The organism is Labrenzia sp. PO1, assembly GCF_012273635.1.
GTDB lineage: Bacteria > Pseudomonadota > Alphaproteobacteria > Rhizobiales > Stappiaceae > Roseibium > Roseibium algicola.
This window is the reverse complement of record NZ_JAAXCR010000002.1, coordinates 202,025-217,572: the sequence shown is the minus strand read 5'-3', so window position 1 is coordinate 217,572 and position 15,548 is coordinate 202,025. Positions and strand designations below refer to the sequence as shown.

Sequence of the window (15,548 nt, the reverse complement as noted above, 5' to 3'; positions counted from 1 at the left end):
TCAGTCTCCGCGGTTCAACGACCGGGGGCCGTGCGGATGGTCTGCGTGCGGGTAGGGGTGGTGGTGATGATCGTGATCGTGCCCGTGCCCGTGCCCGTGGCTATGCCCATGCCCATGCTCGTGCGAATGATCATGAGAGTGGCCATGATGATGCGCGTGATCATGCCCATGGTCATGGGAGTGATCGTGAGGATGATGACCATGGTCGTGGTGATGATGACCACCCGCCTGCACCTGCTTTTCGCAGGCTCCGGTGCAGATCTCGTCACACAGCTTGCATTCTGCTTCCGCGCCGAGGCCTTCCACGTGATGGTGGTGGCTTTCCTGGGCCAGACCCACTTCGGCTTCGAAGCCAAGGACCTGTTCGCGGTACTTGCACATCTGGCAGTTCATCAGATTTGCGCCCTGCAGGATCTCCTGCACCCGATCGGCCATCGTGTCGATCACCTGCGGGTGGTCGTTCAGATAACCGGCTTTCAGGAATTCGATTTCCGGATGTTTGGCGGCAACTTCGTCCGTGGTCGAATAGATCCGCTGCACCAGTACACCGGTGAACAGGAAATAGGGGAACACGATGACGCACTTGTAGCCGAGCTTTGCCGCATGTTCGAGGCCGGGTCCGACCAGGGGGAAGGTGACGCCGGAGTAGCAGGTTTCCGCCCAGCCGAAACCGAAGCCTTCCCAAAGCATGCGCGTAATCTTGGAGACGTTGGAGTTCGCGTCCGGATCGGAAGCGCCGCGCCCGACCACCATCAGCAGGGTCTCGTGCAGCGGCACATCGCTGTCGGCAGCGTCGATCGCTTCCTGAACACGGGCAGCGGCGGCTTTCACCATGCGTGTGTCGACGGCCAGTTCGCGGCCATAGGAGATCGTCATCTCCGGATGCATGGCCTGATACGTGTTCAGGACCGAGGGAATGTCGTTCTTGGCGTGACCAGCGGCAAACAGCATGCCCGGCACGGCCAGAACGCGGGTGCAGCCGGCCTCGCGCAGCTTGTTCAGTCCGTCATGAATGACCGGGTTGGCGAATTCCAGATATCCGTATTCCACCGGCCAATCGGGGAAGCGAGCCGTCAGGCCTTCCGCCAGCTGTGCAAATTGCTTTACGGCACCCTTGTTGCGGCTGCCATGGCCGCAGATCATCAGTCCGAGTTTTTCGCTCATTGAGCAGCTTCTCCGGCAGTCTTGTCGTCTTCCGGACGGGCTTCAGGCGCGTCTTCGGCTTTTTTCTGCTTCTTGTCTTTGAGGGCGATGATGCCGGCGACGAGCGCGGCACCGGCAAGGGCTGCGACCCCGACCCAGTGGGAATGACCGGCGAGTTCGCCAAGATGGCCCCCATGGGCAAAGGCGGAGGTAGGCAGCGCGGCGGCAAGGCCTGCAAGGATGGTCCGTCTGATCATGTCTCTCCCCAGTGGCTGATGCCGGATCGGCAGCGTGGCAACAGGCGTCGGGAAGAATGAAAGCAAACACGCGCAAAAGCCGGCGGAGCCGGTTGATCTGCAGATGCCTTGGACAGCTCCGGCCTTGGTCCCCTGCTTGGGTCAACCTCATCCGGAATGGCTTTCAGTCCCTCCACGGGACGCCGTCAGGTGGGCGCACCTTAGGGGAGTGGCCATAGCGGATCAAGCATGAAAGCGACATCCATTGGCACGAGGCAGCCATGGCCTGAAACCGGCAATCGTTGCGTCTTGCGGCTCCCCGAAAAGAACCGGTTTGTCTTTGTCATCCCTTTGGATTAGTGATCAACCTGTCTCGATTCGGGGTAAGTGGGGCGTGGAAAACTTCCGGCGAAAACATCCGGACCTCATGGCGGCAGTCAGGCTACTGCTTCTGCTGCCGTTTCTGGTCACGGCGCTTGTGCCCAAGGGGTACATGCCGGACGTGCGCGCGGATGGCGGTTTTACCGTCACGCTGTGTACCACCGAGGGCCTTCGCACTGTTACGCTGGATGCGAACGGTGCAGAAATTCCGCCGGGTTCCGACGAGGATAGCCCTGCGGAAAAGGCCTCCCGCCATTGCGTCTTTGCCGGTGTCGGTGCGTTTGCTGCGCCTGACAGGGTGCCTTTCCTCTTCGTGCAGGAAGAGATCTCCCGCCAACCGGTTTCTCTCCCTGCAAAGGTCTGGGCTTCCAGCACACCGCGCGGTCGGAACTTTGCCCGGGCACCGCCGCTCAACGCGTGATCTTTCCGAACCTTATCTGAACTCGATTTGAACTCGAGGTCTGTCCGGCTTTTGCCGAACGGACGCACTCGGGTGTGGAGATCCCATGAGCAACATCCCTTCGGACGCTGTATATGCGTCCACCCCCAGCCGATTTTACCTGGCTGCCTGGCGTTGGCACTTTTACGCCGGTCTTTATGTTGTGCCGTTTCTGATCATGCTTGCCGTCACCGGCCTTTCGATGATGTTTATTTCCGTTCTTGATGGCCGCGACGGGGAATACATCAAGGTTGCAATTGCCGGCGAACCAGTGGCGCTGTCGCAGCAGGCCGGCGCTGTGCTGGCAACGCGCGGGCAGGGCGCTAGCCTGGTGGAATGGATCGGCGCCAAGACCGCCGACGGAGCCAATGTCTTCCGCGTCAACGACGCTGGCACCAATTACATGGTTGCAGTTGATCCTTATTCGGGCTCGGTCGTTGAGAGCTGGATCCGGCGTGACGGCTGGTATGACTTGCTGAACGACATTCACGGTACGCTGCTGATCGGCGATCTTGGTGATCGTCTGATCGAAATCGCAGCCGGCCTTGCCATCGTGCTGATCGTGACCGGCCTTTACCTGTGGTGGCCACGGGCAGGCGGTGGAAGTGCTCTTGTGCCGGATCTTCGCGCAAATGGTCGTGCGCTCTGGAAGAGCCTGCACAAGGTGATCGGCGCCTATGTTTCTCTCATTCTGCTGGTCTTCCTGGTCAGTGGTCTCTCCTGGGCCGGTGTCTGGGGCGAGAAATTCGTTCAGGCCTGGAGCACCTTTCCAGCCGAAAAATGGTCGAACGTGCCTCTGTCCGACGACACCCACGCCTCGATGAACCATGGCTCGATAAAGGATGTTCCCTGGGGGCTGGAACAGACCAGAATGCCGATGTCCGGTTCTGATGCCGGCACCGACGCGATTGCTGCCGGAACGCCTGTTGATCTGGACAGTATTGCAGCGTTCGGCCGGAAAATCGGCTTTGAAGGGCGGTTCCGGGTGAACCTTCCCGGCAATGAAACCGGTGTCTGGACCATCAACCAGGATTCCATGAGCAACGACTCAGAGAACCCGATGGTCGACCGCACGGTGCATATAGATCAATACACCGGACGGATCCTGGCTGATGTCGGTTTTGCGGATTATTCCCTGCCGGCCAAGGGCATGGCCATCGGCATTGCCTTTCATGAAGGCGACATGGGGCTCTGGAACGTGGTGCTCAACACACTATTCTGCCTGTCGGTGATTTTCCTTTGCGTCAGCGGGCTTGTCATGTGGTGGCTGCGACGGCCGAAAGGCTCAGCCCTTCGGGTTTTTGCACCTAAAATGCCGGACGACCTGCCGCATTGGCGCGGCGCGATGATCCTGATGCTGGCCGTCTCCCTGGCCTTTCCGCTGGTCGGCATCACGCTATTGAGCGTGCTGGCGCTGGACTATCTTGTTGTCAAACGCGTGCCGGTTCTGAGAAAGGCCATCGGATGAAGACGTAAGGGGCGTCTGAAGAGGCCGCTGATCGGGTCCTCTACATTGCTGTTACCCCGGATAGGCGCTGCGCTTATTCGGGGTGACACGCCTCCAAAATTTTGATCGCAGTGTGCGGCAGCAAGCTGCGGCCAATGCTGCCTGCTTACTTGTGCCTGATCACCATCAGCGTAATGTCGTCATGCACCGTTTGTGTGTCGATATGGGCCTTGAGGTCCGCCAGGATGCCTTCCAGCACCCGTCCGGCCTTTGGTGCCGCGTGGCGCTGGGCACTTGCGACCAAGCGGTCCAGACCATACAGCACACCGTCAGGATTTTCCGCTTCGGTCACGCCATCCGTATAAAGAATGATGAGATCTCCGGGACCGAACGCCAGTTCCCTGGTTTCGATAAACGGTTCAATGTCTTCATCGAGGCCGATGGGGAAGCCGAGATCGACCGTATCGACGATGTCGCATTGGCCGTTGTCGCGCAGAATGATCAGTTCCTCGTGCTGGCCCGACAAGGTTACCTTGTTCGGTTCGAAATCGAGGAAGGACAGCGTCAGGTGCTTGTCGGTCCGGGTGCGCTTCAGGTTGCGGCAGATGGCGCTGTTGAGTGCAACCAGGAACTGGCGCGGATCTGACGGTCCGCGTTCCTGCAGGGCGACGGCGATGGACTGAACCATCAGCATCAGAACGCCGCTTTCCAGGCCATGGCCGGTCACATCGCCAATGCCGATTTTCACCTTGTCGTCCAGCTGCAGCACGTCGTAATAGTCGCCGCCAACTTCGTCCGCCGGTTCCATGAAGGCCGCGATCTCCAGTTCATGAATGCCGCCAAGCTCATCCTTGGTCGGCAGCACCATCATCTGGATCTGCCTTGCGACTTCAATTTCCGCTCCCAGCCGAAGGTTTTCGGACGTCAGCTGCTTGTTGAGATGCGCGATTTCCGTATTCGCGTGCTCCAGATTGACGTTCATCCGGTGAAGCCGCGTTGCCTGGTGCCATTGCAGGGCGGTGACCGCAGCACCGATCGCCCCTGCACAGCCGAAGTAGAGCAGCAGATATTTGAACGACCAGAGGTTTGCGGCAATGGGTTGGCTGATGGTGATCGCCTGAATGCCACGCACGTCGCCCGTCTTCCAGTCAGTCTTGGGGCTTTCCGGGTGGCTGTTGTGACAGGAAACGCAGGCCTCGCCCATCAAGACGGGGGAGGCGATCTGGATCTTTCGGTCGAAGATCGATCCTTCGTAGGCAATCTCCAGGTCTGCAGGATCACGGCTTTGTCGGAAATCGTTCAGTGCCTTGATCTCGAAAGGTGTCAGGTTGTGTGACCCGCGCTCCATGAACGGCAGATTCGACACGAACCGGTATTGCAGATTATGGTCGTTGCCGCCGATCACTTCCCCAAGCTCGATGGAGAGCGTGGCGGGGATCGGAATGCCGCCTGGCGTTTCGTGATATTCGTGTGTCGGGGTGATGTCGCCCGGCGCCTGTTGAACCCGGGCGATCACGTTTTGCGCGTAATAGGTCCGGATCTTGCCGATGGCCTGGTCCAGGTCAACCGCCTGCGAGCGCAGGGAGGCATCTGAAATGGCGCGCAGGTCCATCCACACGGCAACAGGCAACATGCCAAGCCCGATCAGCACCAGAACCAGAAAAACCGCCGGTCGTTCGATGAGCGTGAGCCAGAATTTGTCGACGCGGCGGGGTTCTGTCTGCTTCATGGGGAAACCTGATTTTCAGAATGAATTGAAACGGAATGCGGATCGGCAAGAAAGCCTGAAGGGAAACCCGATCAATTTCGCCATTATGACGGTTGTCTGCCGCAACGGCCACAGCTGGAGATGAGATTTTGCAGTCTTGTTTTCAGCACGTTGAGGCTGTCTAGTAGAATGGTCGAGTTCCAATGCGCAAGCGGGGCATCATGCAAACTCATCTTGTTTTCACGGTCATTGCAAAGGACCGGCCAGGCCTGGTCGAGCGGATGGCGGAAATCATCGCCGGCACTGGTGGCAACTGGATCGAAAGCTCCATGGCCCGCCTCGGCGGCGAATTTGCAGGCATCGTGCGCATCGCGATCGAGGGGCTGCATGCGGACGAACTGGTGGAAAAGCTGCAAGCTCTTTCTGCCGATGGCATCGATATCACGCTGCGCTCCGACCAGACCGGTGCAGAGCTGCCGGAAGGCGCTTCCGCTCATCTGGATCTCGTCTCCCAGGACCACCCGGGCATCTTGCGGGATATCACCCGCGTTCTTTCCGAAAAGGGTGTCAGCATCGAGCATCTGGAAACGGAAGTCGTCTCCGGCTCGATGCAGGGAGAGGCCCTGTTCAAGGCATCTGCCGACCTGCGCCTGCCAGGTGGACTGGACCCTGCGAGCCTGAGCGACGCACTTCAGGAAACGGCAGGAGACCTGATGGCGGATATCAATCTGATTGACTGACGTCGCTCAGTCCTGCCAGACGGAAGCGACACGACACAGGCTTGGCAGGACAGAGGCTGCAACTTCATGCTCGACCGGCTGGATTTTACCGGCAAACTTTGGCTGTCCGCCGGTCCAGGCGGCTGGACCTTCGTGACGTTACCGCCGGCCTGCGCCGATCAGATCCGGTTTTTCACAGGAAGCCGTAAAGGCGGCGCCTGGGGCATGATCAAGGTAAAGGCGCGGATCGGCGAGGCTGAATGGAGCACCACCATCTGGCCGGACAAGGCGTCCGGCTCCTTCCTGTTGCCGGTCAAGTCGGCCGTGCGCAAGAAAGAGAAGATCGCAGCCGGAGACACCGTCGACGTATCACTGTGGCTTCAGGTGCCGCCGGGTTGCTGACAGGGAGGACTGTTTGAGCTTTTGACTTCCGTCGGTCAGGCTCGTTCCGCCGGATCCGGGCAGGCGAACTCAGGCGGCAAGCGCCCAATCGGCCGCGTCCGTGCGCGCCCCGATCAGGGCAAGGCCGTTGGCAACCGACGTCAGCTCGTTGCCGCCGGAAATTCGCTCCTGGCCGAAGCGCTCCGCAAACTGACGGCGCACGGCAGGCACGAAGGAGGTGCCGCCGGTCATGAACACCCGGTCGATGTCTGACTCAGTCAAACCGGCCTTTTCCAGGGTGACATCCAGTGCCAGATCCATCTTCTTCAGGTCCGGTGCGATCCAGCCGTCGAAGTCCGCACGTTTCACAGTCGCCCGGAAGTCCGAACCGAGCGGGGCAAAGGTCAGCTCCGCCTCGTCTGCAGACGACAGCAGGGCCTTGGTTTCCGAGACGGATTTATAAAGCGGGTAGCCCTGGTCCTCTTCCACCAGATCGATGAAAAGCTCGATCTTCTCCGGTTCCACGCAGTAGCGCAGCAGTTTTTTCATTTCCTTGAAATCGTCTGAGGTCTTGAAAATCGACAGCATGTGCCAACGGGCGAAGTTGGAAAAGAGGTTGGGCGGGATCTCCAGGATCTTGCCCATGCTCTGGTAGGCGGTGCCCTTGCCGAGCTTCGGCAGCACCACGTTGTCGATGATGCGGTAGTCGAACGTGTCACCGGCAATGCCGACCCCGCCTCGGCCAAGCGGCGTCGCTTTCAGGTGCCCGGCTTCGGTCTCGAATCGCATGATCGAATAGTCGGTCGTGCCGCCGCCAAGGTCGGCAACCAGGATGGTCGTATCCTGTTCCAGCGATTGCGCGTAGGAAAAGGCCGCCCCGACAGGTTCCATAACAAAGAGGATGTCTTCAAAACCAACCTTCTGAAACGCCTTGCGATACCGCTCCATCGCCAGGTCTTCATCCGGATTGTGGCCGGCAAACTCCACCGGCCGGCCAACAACGAGCCGGGTTGCCGCGGGATCAAATGCAGCCCCGGCCCGCTCGAAAGCCCGCTGCAGAAACGTCGCCATCAGATCTTCAAACTCGAACCGGACCCCAAAAACTCCGGTCCCCTTGAAAACGCGGCTCGCCGCAAAGGTCTTCAGCGACTGGATGAACCGCACATCGCCAAAGCTCTCCAGAAACTGCCGGATTGCCCAGGGCCCGACCTCCGCATTCAGCGCCTTGGCCGGCCCCCGGTCGAGAAAACTGAGGACGGTCGGAAGCGATGTGAAACTGTCATTGCCATCAACAAAGCTGATCGGCGCAGTCGCGCCCACACCCTGCGCCGAAACCGCGACCGTGTTGGAGGTGCCGAAATCAAGTCCGATGGTCTGTTTCATGGCAAAGTCCCTTTATGTCGCAGCGTTTTGTACCCGTGCCGTTTTGCAATTGAATGGCGTTGGCTCATTCGAAACCGACGCAGGAGTGCGTAGGGGCACTCCCAATACGGCAATCCTGCAAAAGTGAAATGGCTGTGCGGGATAGGCGGGAACAAACGAAAACGCAAGCGGAAACTGGCTGTTCTCAAGGCATTCGATCCTGCATCCGTTGCGGCTCCAACCTTCGGCTCGCAGGTGCCATCTGGAAAAAGGTGAATTGCTCAATGAAAATTTGGCGTTGATGCCTGGAGCTTATCGTCAGGACATTGCTGCCGGGTCGAAATACCCAGACCGCACGCTATGCGTTTCATCGGTTTTGTGGTCGCGATCGGAGTTGGTCGCAGTCTCAGGCAGCAGGCATTCGCACTTCCAATTTGTACAAATCATCCCGCCTTTGAAATCATTGTGGCATCGTGACACTATGTTGCTGCGCGAAATTCCATTATGATACGCACTGTCAGAAGATGGACATGAACTGTCTAAAGGTCTAGTCAAGACAACCAGTTGGCATTCGAAGAACGCGTCAACAGAGATCAAAAACTGCAGATTGACAGTATGCACTCAGAACCTTTGCGCCAGGGCCTGAAACGCCAATTCGCGATCACATTTGCGTTGGTCGTTCGCGAAATGACCACCCGCTACGGAAACAAGTTCGGCGGTTACATGTGGGCGGTTCTGGATCCGGTTTTGACGATCGCCATCCTGACGACAGTATTTTCGGCAGTCGCTCATATCCCGCCACTGGGAAGAAGCTTCACCTTGTTTTTTGCGACCGGCTACATCGCATTCTACATGTATCGTTCAACTTCTGAGCAAGTAGGTTCTGCAGTCGAGGCAAACAGAGCGCTACTGAACTATCCTGTCGTGCGACCTTACGACACGATTTTGGGAAGGATTTTTTTACAGGTAGCGACGCTTTTCGTCGTAAATGCTCTTCTTTTCGGGGCACTTTATTTCGTGGTTCCGTTTGAGAGTATCAACCTGGCACCTATCTTCCTGGCTTCCCTGATTGCAATTGCACTTGGTGCAGGAGTAGGGGCTTCGAACATCGTATGGTTTCACTTGAGCAGTACCTACCAGCAGATCTGGGGTATTATTAACCGGCCGGCATTCATCGTTTCCGGAGTGTTTTTTCTGCCAGACACCGTTCCGCATCCATTCAGGGAATGGCTCATGTGGAACCCGCTGGTTCACATTGTTGGCCTTTTTCGAACCGGGTTCTACCCCACCTACCGGGCGTCTTATGTCGACATGCCTTACATCATAGGGCTAACCGTGTTTTCGATTGTTTTCGGATTTTTTCTGGTATGGCTTTATGATGCGCAGCTACGGGAGGCGAAATGATCAGGTTGGATCGCTTGACCAAACGCTTCAAGCTCAAGGGAGAGATGCGCTACATCGCAAGGGATGTGTCGTTTACGGTGCCCAGGGGAAACAGTATTGGTCTGCTGGGGCGTAATGGTGCTGGCAAGTCCACATTGCTGAGGCTTATTGCGGGTACGATCAAGCCGACCTCGGGCAGGATTATCCGTCTTGCCAACGTGTCATTCCCGCTTGGTTTTCAGGGCAGTTTCAATGGCTCTTTAACCGGAGAGCAGAATGTTCGCTTCGTTGCCCGCATTTATGGGCACGACACGGAACAGCTGGTCGATTACGTTCAGGATTTTGCCGAACTTGGGAAATCCTATTACATGCCGGTAAAAAGCTATTCCTCCGGAATGAAAGCCCGACTTGCCTTTGGCGTCAGTATGGGCATTGATTTTGACTACTATCTGGTTGACGAAATCACGGCCGTCGGCGATTCGAATTTCAAGAAAAAGTGCAAACGGGTTTTTGAAGAAAAACTCCAGAATTCTGACATCATCATGGTGTCACACTCAAACGGTGCACTAAAAGAATATTGTACGACCGGAATTGTGTTAGAAGATGGCAACTTAACCTTTTTTAACGATATTGACGATGCAATTAACATGCACAATGACAACATGGCACGCCGATAGGCCGGTCTCTGAATACTTGAAGGTTTGATTGAACATGTCAGCTGTCGAAAAAATGCCTGGAGAAAAGGCCGACGAGATTGGTCAGGGAACGGTGTTCAATCTTCCGTCCAAAAAGGGAGCTGCCGTTGCCAAGGCGAGATCCAAGGACGGCAAGCTGATTAATAGGCTGAAAAAGTCCGGCCTCGATCCGCAGAAACTGCTTGATTTGGCACTGCCGGCAGCGACGGCGAAGTCCGCGACGAAAATGCGGCATAGAATGATGCTGTTAGGCTTCATGTTGTTCGTAGCCATGCCGGCTGCCGCGTTTTCCGCCTATATGTTTTTCTGGGCAAGCGACCAATATCACAGCATGACAGCATTTGCCGTTCGCAGTTCACAGCCAGTAGCAGCGACTGAAGTTCTTGGCATGGTAATGGGAAATACCGGGGGGGAGTCTGCGACCTCCAACAGCTACATCGTCACGGACTATCTCCAGAGCCAATCCGTGCTGGAGGACCTTCCGGACGATCTGGATTTGCAGACCATCTTCAATCGCGAATCCTCGGATTTTCTGTTCAGCATGGGCAGCGATCTGCCGGTCGAAGACCGCTTGAGTTACTGGAATGACATGGTCGACGTCAGTTTCGACGCGACCTCCGGGGTCATCCAGGTTGAAGTGCGCAGCTTCCGGCCCGAGGATTCGGTCGAGATCGCCAAGGCAGTGCTTAAACGCAGCGAAATATTGGTCAACCAGCTTTCCGAAGCAAACAGGCGAGAGACGGTGCGCTTCGCGGAAGAAAGTGTTGCGCGCGCCGAGGCGCGTCTGAAAGCAATCCGCAAGCAAATGCTTGCCTACAGGAACGAGACACAGGAAGTCAGTCCGGAGGAAAATGCCAAGCTTGCTGTGGAAATGATTGCCGGACTGGATCAGCAGCGCGCAAGCCGGGAAGCAGAAAAAAAGACCCTGATGAGTTATCTGGACGAGGACTCTCCCCGTATCAGGCTCCTGAACCAGCAAATCGAGGCCCTGGAAGGCCAGATTTCAAGTGCGCGGGAACGCCTTGGCTCCGGCACATCGCCTTCCGGTTCTTCTGGTACGAACAGGACAGCTCTTTCCTTCCGTCTTGCGGACTATTCGGAACTCGCATTGGAAGAAGAATTTGCACAGCAACTCTATGTAACATCGCTTGCCAGCTTGGAAACGGCTCGTCAGGAGGCCGACGGTAAACACCTTTACTTAGCGACTTTCATCCAGCCGACCCTCTCAGAAGACGCACAGTATCCACACCGTTTTCTATATTCAATTGCTGCATTTTTGCTCTTGGCTGGAGCGTGGTCTGTTGCTGTTCTAATGTACTATAATGTAAGGGATCGCACTTGATATTGGTAGGAGCTGAAATGACTGAAAATTGAAGTGTATGACGACTTGCTGATAGTCGAGAAATTGAAGGTCTTTCAGACGGCCAAAAAAAATTTCTTACTGAAAAAGTACACCCAATGCGAACTCTTTTGGAAAAACAGCTTGTAATATAACTACACACCTTAACCTTGTAGATAACACGAAAGCCTGTCTTCATCGATATTGGTTTCTCCCCATCTTTAAAAACTCACCGGCGACTAGTATCACTTTCCCACAGAACTTCGATCTGTAAAATAACATGCTGTATATGTGGCATGCTCCCCGCAAAACGAAGAACTTTCAGGGGAGCAGGTCAAATATGATTCCCCACCTGCCTTAGCTTCACAGTCACTGGTACTCATGATCGTAGTGTTGTGCATTCAATCTAGCTTGAAATCAGGTCGATAACGGGAATTGGGTTGCATCAGAAACAGCACTTCAGTTGCTTGCCATGACTTTATTTCTGCCATTTAGTGCCGAAACGTTCGTTGTCGGCACTTTGCAATGACGCACTGTGGCGGTAAAGAGATCTTAATCAATGCTTTATTTTACCGAAACGAGCTTCGTCAATTAATGCTAGGGCTCGTAAGATACTTCTCAGCGATTTGATCAAGTAAATGCGTCGTCCTTGGCAGTTTTGACTTGAGAAGATAAACTGTCCACGATTTTGAATACGTCGGACATTTGGCCATTTTGATCGAAATAATAGGGATAAGCACCGTACGCAGCCCACAAAAGTACTTGAACGCTAATCTCTTGTCTTGCTTCAAGCACGGTTGCCCGGTCATCAGTCAGTCCCCAGCCAGCATACCAAGGAGAGCCAAGTGTTGTGATGCTTGCTCCTCGCAGCAATAATTCAAAACCCGCCAAGGACGAAATAGTATAGATCCTTTCATATCGATTAGCGTAGTCGAACATATTTGCATGCCGAGGAAACTCGACTAGTTCTGGAAATCGACGGAATGGTGCGCTGAATGGTTGTGCGAATCCTTTCAAGACCTCTGGGTGTGCTTTGAAGTGGATTGACTGGCCTGGATTATCGCGATATGCGATTTCAATAAGCTTTTCACAGGTGAAGTAAGGGTCGGGCCCTCTTCTGATTGACTCGTCTCTTTCAACTTGCCCGATCACAAGAATACTTCCTTTTTCAACGTGAAATTCAGAACTTCTCCTCGCAAAGTTATATTTTGTTAGATTGTTACTAATAATTTTCTCCTGAAGCTCGATCCCTTTGCGGTGAAAATCCTTGAGCTCATCATCAGATAGAGACCTAATGATCTGATGAAGACGACTATCTCGCTCTTTGTGGAAGTAGAGATTGGTTCCTTCTTCGATCACAATGGACGACGGGGCAGTTTTTTCTGCGCCTAGTCCCACAGAACGTAGAAAGCCGTCCTCGACGCGGCAGATCGTGACATGATTTCGAGCGGAAAGCGCTGATAACCAGAAGGGGTCTTTATAAGACCAAACAAATACTTTTTGTCTTCTAATCGTAGAAAATATCTTTTCTATGACCTCATCGTCTTGAGCTAACTCATCGCCTAAAAATAGTACTTCCTGTTCTGAAAAGACTTGGTTGTAGAATCTATGTTTCCACGCTGAGAACCCAAAGAATAACGTAGGGTTTGACTTATCTAATTTCGTAAGAATATGCGATTTGTCAGCAAACAAACCCTTCTTTTTCGCAGAGAAAATAGGGGCAAAGAGTGAGTATCTATGCAAATTAAATTTGCCAGTCATTTTCATGCTGCCTTATGTACACTCGCCTTGTTCCATAAATCCGACCCCTCATCGCAAGTTTTCAAATGTAATCATGGCGTGAGCTCAAGCGAGAAGGCTTGATGAAAAAAAGCGATGAGTAACTTGCATGTGGAAGCGCCTCGCACTTAGATCTGGACTCGGATAGGTGCAATGGTTGGTTATCCTCTTTGCGTGAACACTTCAAGTCAGTAGGAAAAAACGTCATGGGTGTTGCGGGGCTCTGATTTGACAATATTTTTTATATATTTGATCAGTAACGAAGTCGCGGGAAAGATGGTTCGATTGTGTAATACTTCGAAATTGAAGAAAATTGCTCCATCTCGAAAACCGCACACAACCAAGAGAGTTCGAACCACAAAGTATTTTTGTGATAAACTGTAGATATCATATTAAATGGTCGATCTTCTGGCTTACATGAGCATTGATCTCTACAAGATCAGGACGTTGCAAAAGTAGGGACTCGATATCCGCGAATCCGAACTGTTGGCCCGGTTTGTAGAGCGCCTCGTACACCGCTGTGATAAATGCGAAGTCCGCGTCTGTATCCAGGGTCCACCGCCAGTTAGTTCGATCGATTGGCTCTTCATGAGCTTTGATGTCGAATAGATCGGGATTTTGATAAATGTACGGCGTCACGTGCTCGCGTTCATGTGGCTGGCGTGCCTCTTGCCAGGCTCTTTCAAGCGACCGGAATTCGAAGAGCTCCGCGTCTAGACCGCGCGGCAACCCAGGCATTATCATGTTCGACATGTAGTCCGGCCTAGCGTGTTGGAAGGATTGGTGCAAGTTGTCCACGATTTCCGGATCGATCAGTGGGCAATCGGAGGTGATCCTGAAGATCTCCGTCGAGCCGAAACGGCGTGCCGCCTGATAGTACCGGTCGAGCACGTCGGTTTCGCTTCCCCGGTAAACATAGTCGGTAAGAGAGCGGGCGTGCGCGGCGAGCGCATCGTCCTCAGGTGTATCCGGTAGTGCGAGAATGACGCGCTTTATCGACCGGGCTCGACTGACACGCTCGCAGACATGGGACAAAACGCTTTTGCCTTCGATTTCGAGCATAACTTTGCCCGGAAGTCGCGTGGAACATGTTCGTGCCTGGATTATTGCATCAGCCACAGTCATTCGCCTCCTAAAAGCAGATTTCGTGACTACCCTATCATCGGGTATTTACCCATCAATCGTATTGTCGCATTTCGGACGGAAATCAGTTTCGTCGCGTTTGCGGCTCGTGCTCTATCGGATACGGACATATCTAAGCATCTGACCGGGTAAGTCGAAACCGTCCCAGATGAAATCGAAATCCAGAGCACTTCCAACCGGAACGAACCGGTCTACGCCGTGAACACTGAGCGTCCGCGCAAGCCGAAACAGTTCGTTCTCGTCAAATCCGGAATAGGCAATCGTTTGATCCTTTCGGCAGAGGAAGTTTGTCAATTCTTCTGCCTCAGCGACATGGGCGGAATAAAGAAAACCTCCTCCCGTTGCTTCATCGCGAATATCCACAAGCGTAGAAAGCTCCACAACCGTTAGCTCCGGCGACCGCAGAGCCAAGCCGCTTACATCGAAATCTAGGCTCGAACGGTTGGCGGAAGCAAACTTGGCCAAGTTGGTGTGAGGCGCAACATTATAGTTCATGCGTCGCGCATGCGCGGACAGGCGACGGGAGAAGTCGGCGATCGCCTCCTTGTAATTGCCGTTAGTACTTCCAAGCCATACGATCAGTCTGGAGGACGAACAGGCAAGTTGATCAAAGACATAGACATCGTTGTAAGCCTTCTTCGCCAGTTCTTCGCGTTCCTTGTCGTTCAGGTTCAGATACGCCTCTACCTTGTTCAGCGACAGAGAGAACCTGTCGGCAAAGTTTAGCGTGTGGCAGGAAGGCTTGGCCTCCATCGTCGACAGCGTCCGAACTTTCTGGTCTCCCCCCCAAATGAGCCGCATATCAGCCAATCCGAAAATCGACGCATTGATGTTGTTGTTGTCCGCCGGATAACTCACAAACAAGTTGGCGGCACCAAGCCTTGCTTCCTCAAGTACATTGGTTAGATAGCCAAGCACGATATCAATTTGTTCTGGACGCGAAGATGGAAGACGAACCAGATTGACGTTCCCGCACAGGAGCGAGAGCGCCCAAGAGTAGACGAATATAGTGTCCACATTTGCCGGCGGTAGGTGCACAGCAAGACCCCGTGGCGCAACGATGGTGCCTACCGGCTGCCGTTGCATGAAATCGCTTTTCAACTTTGCAAGCGAAGCGCGACGAAGCCAATAGCCAAGAGCGGTCCATTCGGCACGCCCGGCAAGGCGGCGATCGGTCATCAAGAACCGGGAAAGATCGTGCAAGACCTCGATCTGCTCGGCTTCAAAAGGCGGGGAGGGAGAAGCTGCAGCAATTTTACCGCAAAGCGCATCCAGCGAAATATCAACGTCGGGAAACAAAGTGATCGTCATGGCAATCCGGCACAATCAAAACAAGTTAACAGGACATGTCCCAGGCTGGGAGATGTGGTCCGAGTCAAGGTGGATCGCCCAA

Annotated in this window: 13 protein-coding genes and 2 pseudogenes; 7 read left to right on the top strand and 8 right to left on the bottom strand. The window is 54.5% G+C overall.

The window, feature by feature from the left end; translation table 11 throughout:
- Both HCG46_RS08920 and HCG46_RS08915 read right to left on the bottom strand, forming a co-directional pair.
- Complete coding sequence (locus tag HCG46_RS08920; protein ID WP_168685827.1) at positions 1-1,164, bottom strand: sirohydrochlorin chelatase; 1,164 nt, start codon at positions 1,162-1,164, stop codon at positions 1-3.
- Positions 1,161-1,400 carry a DUF6732 family protein gene (locus HCG46_RS08915; RefSeq protein WP_168685825.1) on the bottom strand — a complete coding sequence of 80 codons (240 nt, stop codon included), beginning with the start codon at positions 1,398-1,400 and terminating at the stop codon, positions 1,161-1,163. The genes HCG46_RS08920 and HCG46_RS08915 overlap by 4 nt, the downstream gene beginning before the upstream one ends.
- Before the next feature lie 406 nt (positions 1,401-1,806).
- On the opposite strand from HCG46_RS08915, the gene HCG46_RS08910 reads away from it, so the two are divergent.
- Together HCG46_RS08910 and HCG46_RS08905 are read left to right on the top strand one after the other, a co-directional pair.
- Entirely contained in the window at positions 1,807-2,181 is a 375-nt protein-coding gene (locus tag HCG46_RS08910; protein ID WP_168685823.1) for a DUF2946 family protein, read from the top strand.
- An 85-nt stretch (positions 2,182-2,266) separates the two neighbouring features.
- Complete coding sequence (locus HCG46_RS08905) at positions 2,267-3,667, top strand: PepSY domain-containing protein (protein WP_168685821.1); 1,401 nt, start codon at positions 2,267-2,269, stop codon at positions 3,665-3,667.
- Positions 3,668-3,812: 145 nt separating this feature from the next.
- On the opposite strand, the pseudogene HCG46_RS08900 reads toward HCG46_RS08905, so the two are convergent.
- Both HCG46_RS08900 and HCG46_RS28550 read right to left on the bottom strand, forming a co-directional pair.
- Positions 3,813-4,616 (bottom strand): annotated as a pseudogene (locus HCG46_RS08900) (PP2C family protein-serine/threonine phosphatase); the annotation flags it as partial.
- A gap of 144 nt (positions 4,617-4,760) precedes the next feature.
- A pseudogene (locus HCG46_RS28550) lies at positions 4,761-5,258 on the bottom strand (DUF3365 domain-containing protein); the annotation flags it as partial.
- Positions 5,259-5,575: 317 nt separating this feature from the next.
- Between HCG46_RS28550 and HCG46_RS08895 the strand changes: the two are divergent.
- Complete coding sequence (locus tag HCG46_RS08895) at positions 5,576-6,094, top strand: ACT domain-containing protein (RefSeq protein ID WP_031269595.1); 519 nt, start codon at positions 5,576-5,578, stop codon at positions 6,092-6,094.
- A 66-nt stretch (positions 6,095-6,160) separates the two neighbouring features.
- Complete coding sequence (locus HCG46_RS08890) at positions 6,161-6,475, top strand: DUF1905 domain-containing protein (protein WP_168685819.1); 315 nt, start codon at positions 6,161-6,163, stop codon at positions 6,473-6,475.
- Positions 6,476-6,544: 69 nt separating this feature from the next.
- On the opposite strand, the gene HCG46_RS08885 is transcribed toward HCG46_RS08890, so the two are convergent.
- Positions 6,545-7,837, bottom strand: a complete 1,293-nt coding sequence (locus tag HCG46_RS08885; protein ID WP_168685817.1) for an Hsp70 family protein — start codon at positions 7,835-7,837, stop codon at positions 6,545-6,547.
- 543 nt (positions 7,838-8,380) lie between these two features.
- Between HCG46_RS08885 and HCG46_RS08880 the strand changes: the two genes are divergently transcribed.
- From HCG46_RS08880 to HCG46_RS08870, 3 genes are read left to right on the top strand one after another with little or no spacing between them, the layout of a single operon-like run.
- Positions 8,381-9,220 carry an ABC transporter permease gene (locus HCG46_RS08880; RefSeq protein ID WP_168685815.1) on the top strand — a complete coding sequence of 280 codons (840 nt, stop codon included), beginning with the start codon at positions 8,381-8,383 and terminating at the stop codon, positions 9,218-9,220.
- A complete protein-coding gene (locus tag HCG46_RS08875) occupies positions 9,217-9,876 on the top strand; it encodes an ABC transporter ATP-binding protein (protein ID WP_077290523.1) in 660 nt (219 codons plus the stop codon). The genes HCG46_RS08880 and HCG46_RS08875 overlap by 4 nt, the downstream gene beginning before the upstream one ends.
- A gap of 34 nt (positions 9,877-9,910) precedes the next feature.
- Positions 9,911-11,236, top strand: coding sequence for a hypothetical protein (locus HCG46_RS08870; RefSeq protein ID WP_205838454.1), 1,326 nt, complete (start codon positions 9,911-9,913; stop codon positions 11,234-11,236).
- 627 nt (positions 11,237-11,863) lie between these two features.
- On the opposite strand, the gene HCG46_RS08865 is transcribed toward HCG46_RS08870, so the two are convergent.
- The 3 genes from HCG46_RS08865 to HCG46_RS08855 all read right to left on the bottom strand — a co-directional run bounded on the left by HCG46_RS08865 (position 11,864) and on the right by HCG46_RS08855 (position 15,466).
- Positions 11,864-12,994, bottom strand: a complete 1,131-nt coding sequence (locus HCG46_RS08865) for a hypothetical protein (protein WP_168685811.1) — start codon at positions 12,992-12,994, stop codon at positions 11,864-11,866.
- A 405-nt stretch (positions 12,995-13,399) separates the two neighbouring features.
- Positions 13,400-14,137: a glycosyltransferase family protein gene (locus HCG46_RS08860; RefSeq protein ID WP_168685809.1), complete on the bottom strand. Its 738-nt coding sequence runs from the start codon at positions 14,135-14,137 to the stop codon at positions 13,400-13,402.
- A gap of 111 nt (positions 14,138-14,248) precedes the next feature.
- A complete protein-coding gene (locus HCG46_RS08855; RefSeq protein ID WP_168685807.1) occupies positions 14,249-15,466 on the bottom strand; it encodes an acyl-CoA reductase in 1,218 nt (405 codons plus the stop codon).
- Positions 15,467-15,548: the final 82 nt, after the last annotated feature.

What these genes read in the sequence shown, in the direction of transcription:
- HCG46_RS08855 (WP_168685807.1), bottom strand. Translation starts at nt 15,466, where the DNA reads ATGACGATCACTTTGTTTCCCGACGTTGATATTTCGCTGGATGCGCTT.
- HCG46_RS08885 (WP_168685817.1), bottom strand. Translation starts at nt 7,837, where the DNA reads ATGAAACAGACCATCGGACTTGATTTCGGCACCTCCAACACGGTCGCG.
- HCG46_RS08895 (WP_031269595.1), top strand. Translation starts at nt 5,576, where the DNA reads ATGCAAACTCATCTTGTTTTCACGGTCATTGCAAAGGACCGGCCAGGC.
- HCG46_RS08875 (WP_077290523.1), top strand. Translation starts at nt 9,217, where the DNA reads ATGATCAGGTTGGATCGCTTGACCAAACGCTTCAAGCTCAAGGGAGAG.
- HCG46_RS08910 (WP_168685823.1), top strand. Translation starts at nt 1,807, where the DNA reads ATGGCGGCAGTCAGGCTACTGCTTCTGCTGCCGTTTCTGGTCACGGCG.
- HCG46_RS08870 (WP_205838454.1), top strand. Translation starts at nt 9,911, where the DNA reads ATGTCAGCTGTCGAAAAAATGCCTGGAGAAAAGGCCGACGAGATTGGT.
- HCG46_RS08860 (WP_168685809.1), bottom strand. Translation starts at nt 14,137, where the DNA reads ATGACTGTGGCTGATGCAATAATCCAGGCACGAACATGTTCCACGCGA.
- HCG46_RS08920 (WP_168685827.1), bottom strand. Translation starts at nt 1,164, where the DNA reads ATGAGCGAAAAACTCGGACTGATGATCTGCGGCCATGGCAGCCGCAAC.
- HCG46_RS08915 (WP_168685825.1), bottom strand. Translation starts at nt 1,400, where the DNA reads ATGATCAGACGGACCATCCTTGCAGGCCTTGCCGCCGCGCTGCCTACC.
- HCG46_RS08890 (WP_168685819.1), top strand. Translation starts at nt 6,161, where the DNA reads ATGCTCGACCGGCTGGATTTTACCGGCAAACTTTGGCTGTCCGCCGGT.
- HCG46_RS08905 (WP_168685821.1), top strand. Translation starts at nt 2,267, where the DNA reads ATGAGCAACATCCCTTCGGACGCTGTATATGCGTCCACCCCCAGCCGA.
- HCG46_RS08865 (WP_168685811.1), bottom strand. Translation starts at nt 12,994, where the DNA reads ATGACTGGCAAATTTAATTTGCATAGATACTCACTCTTTGCCCCTATT.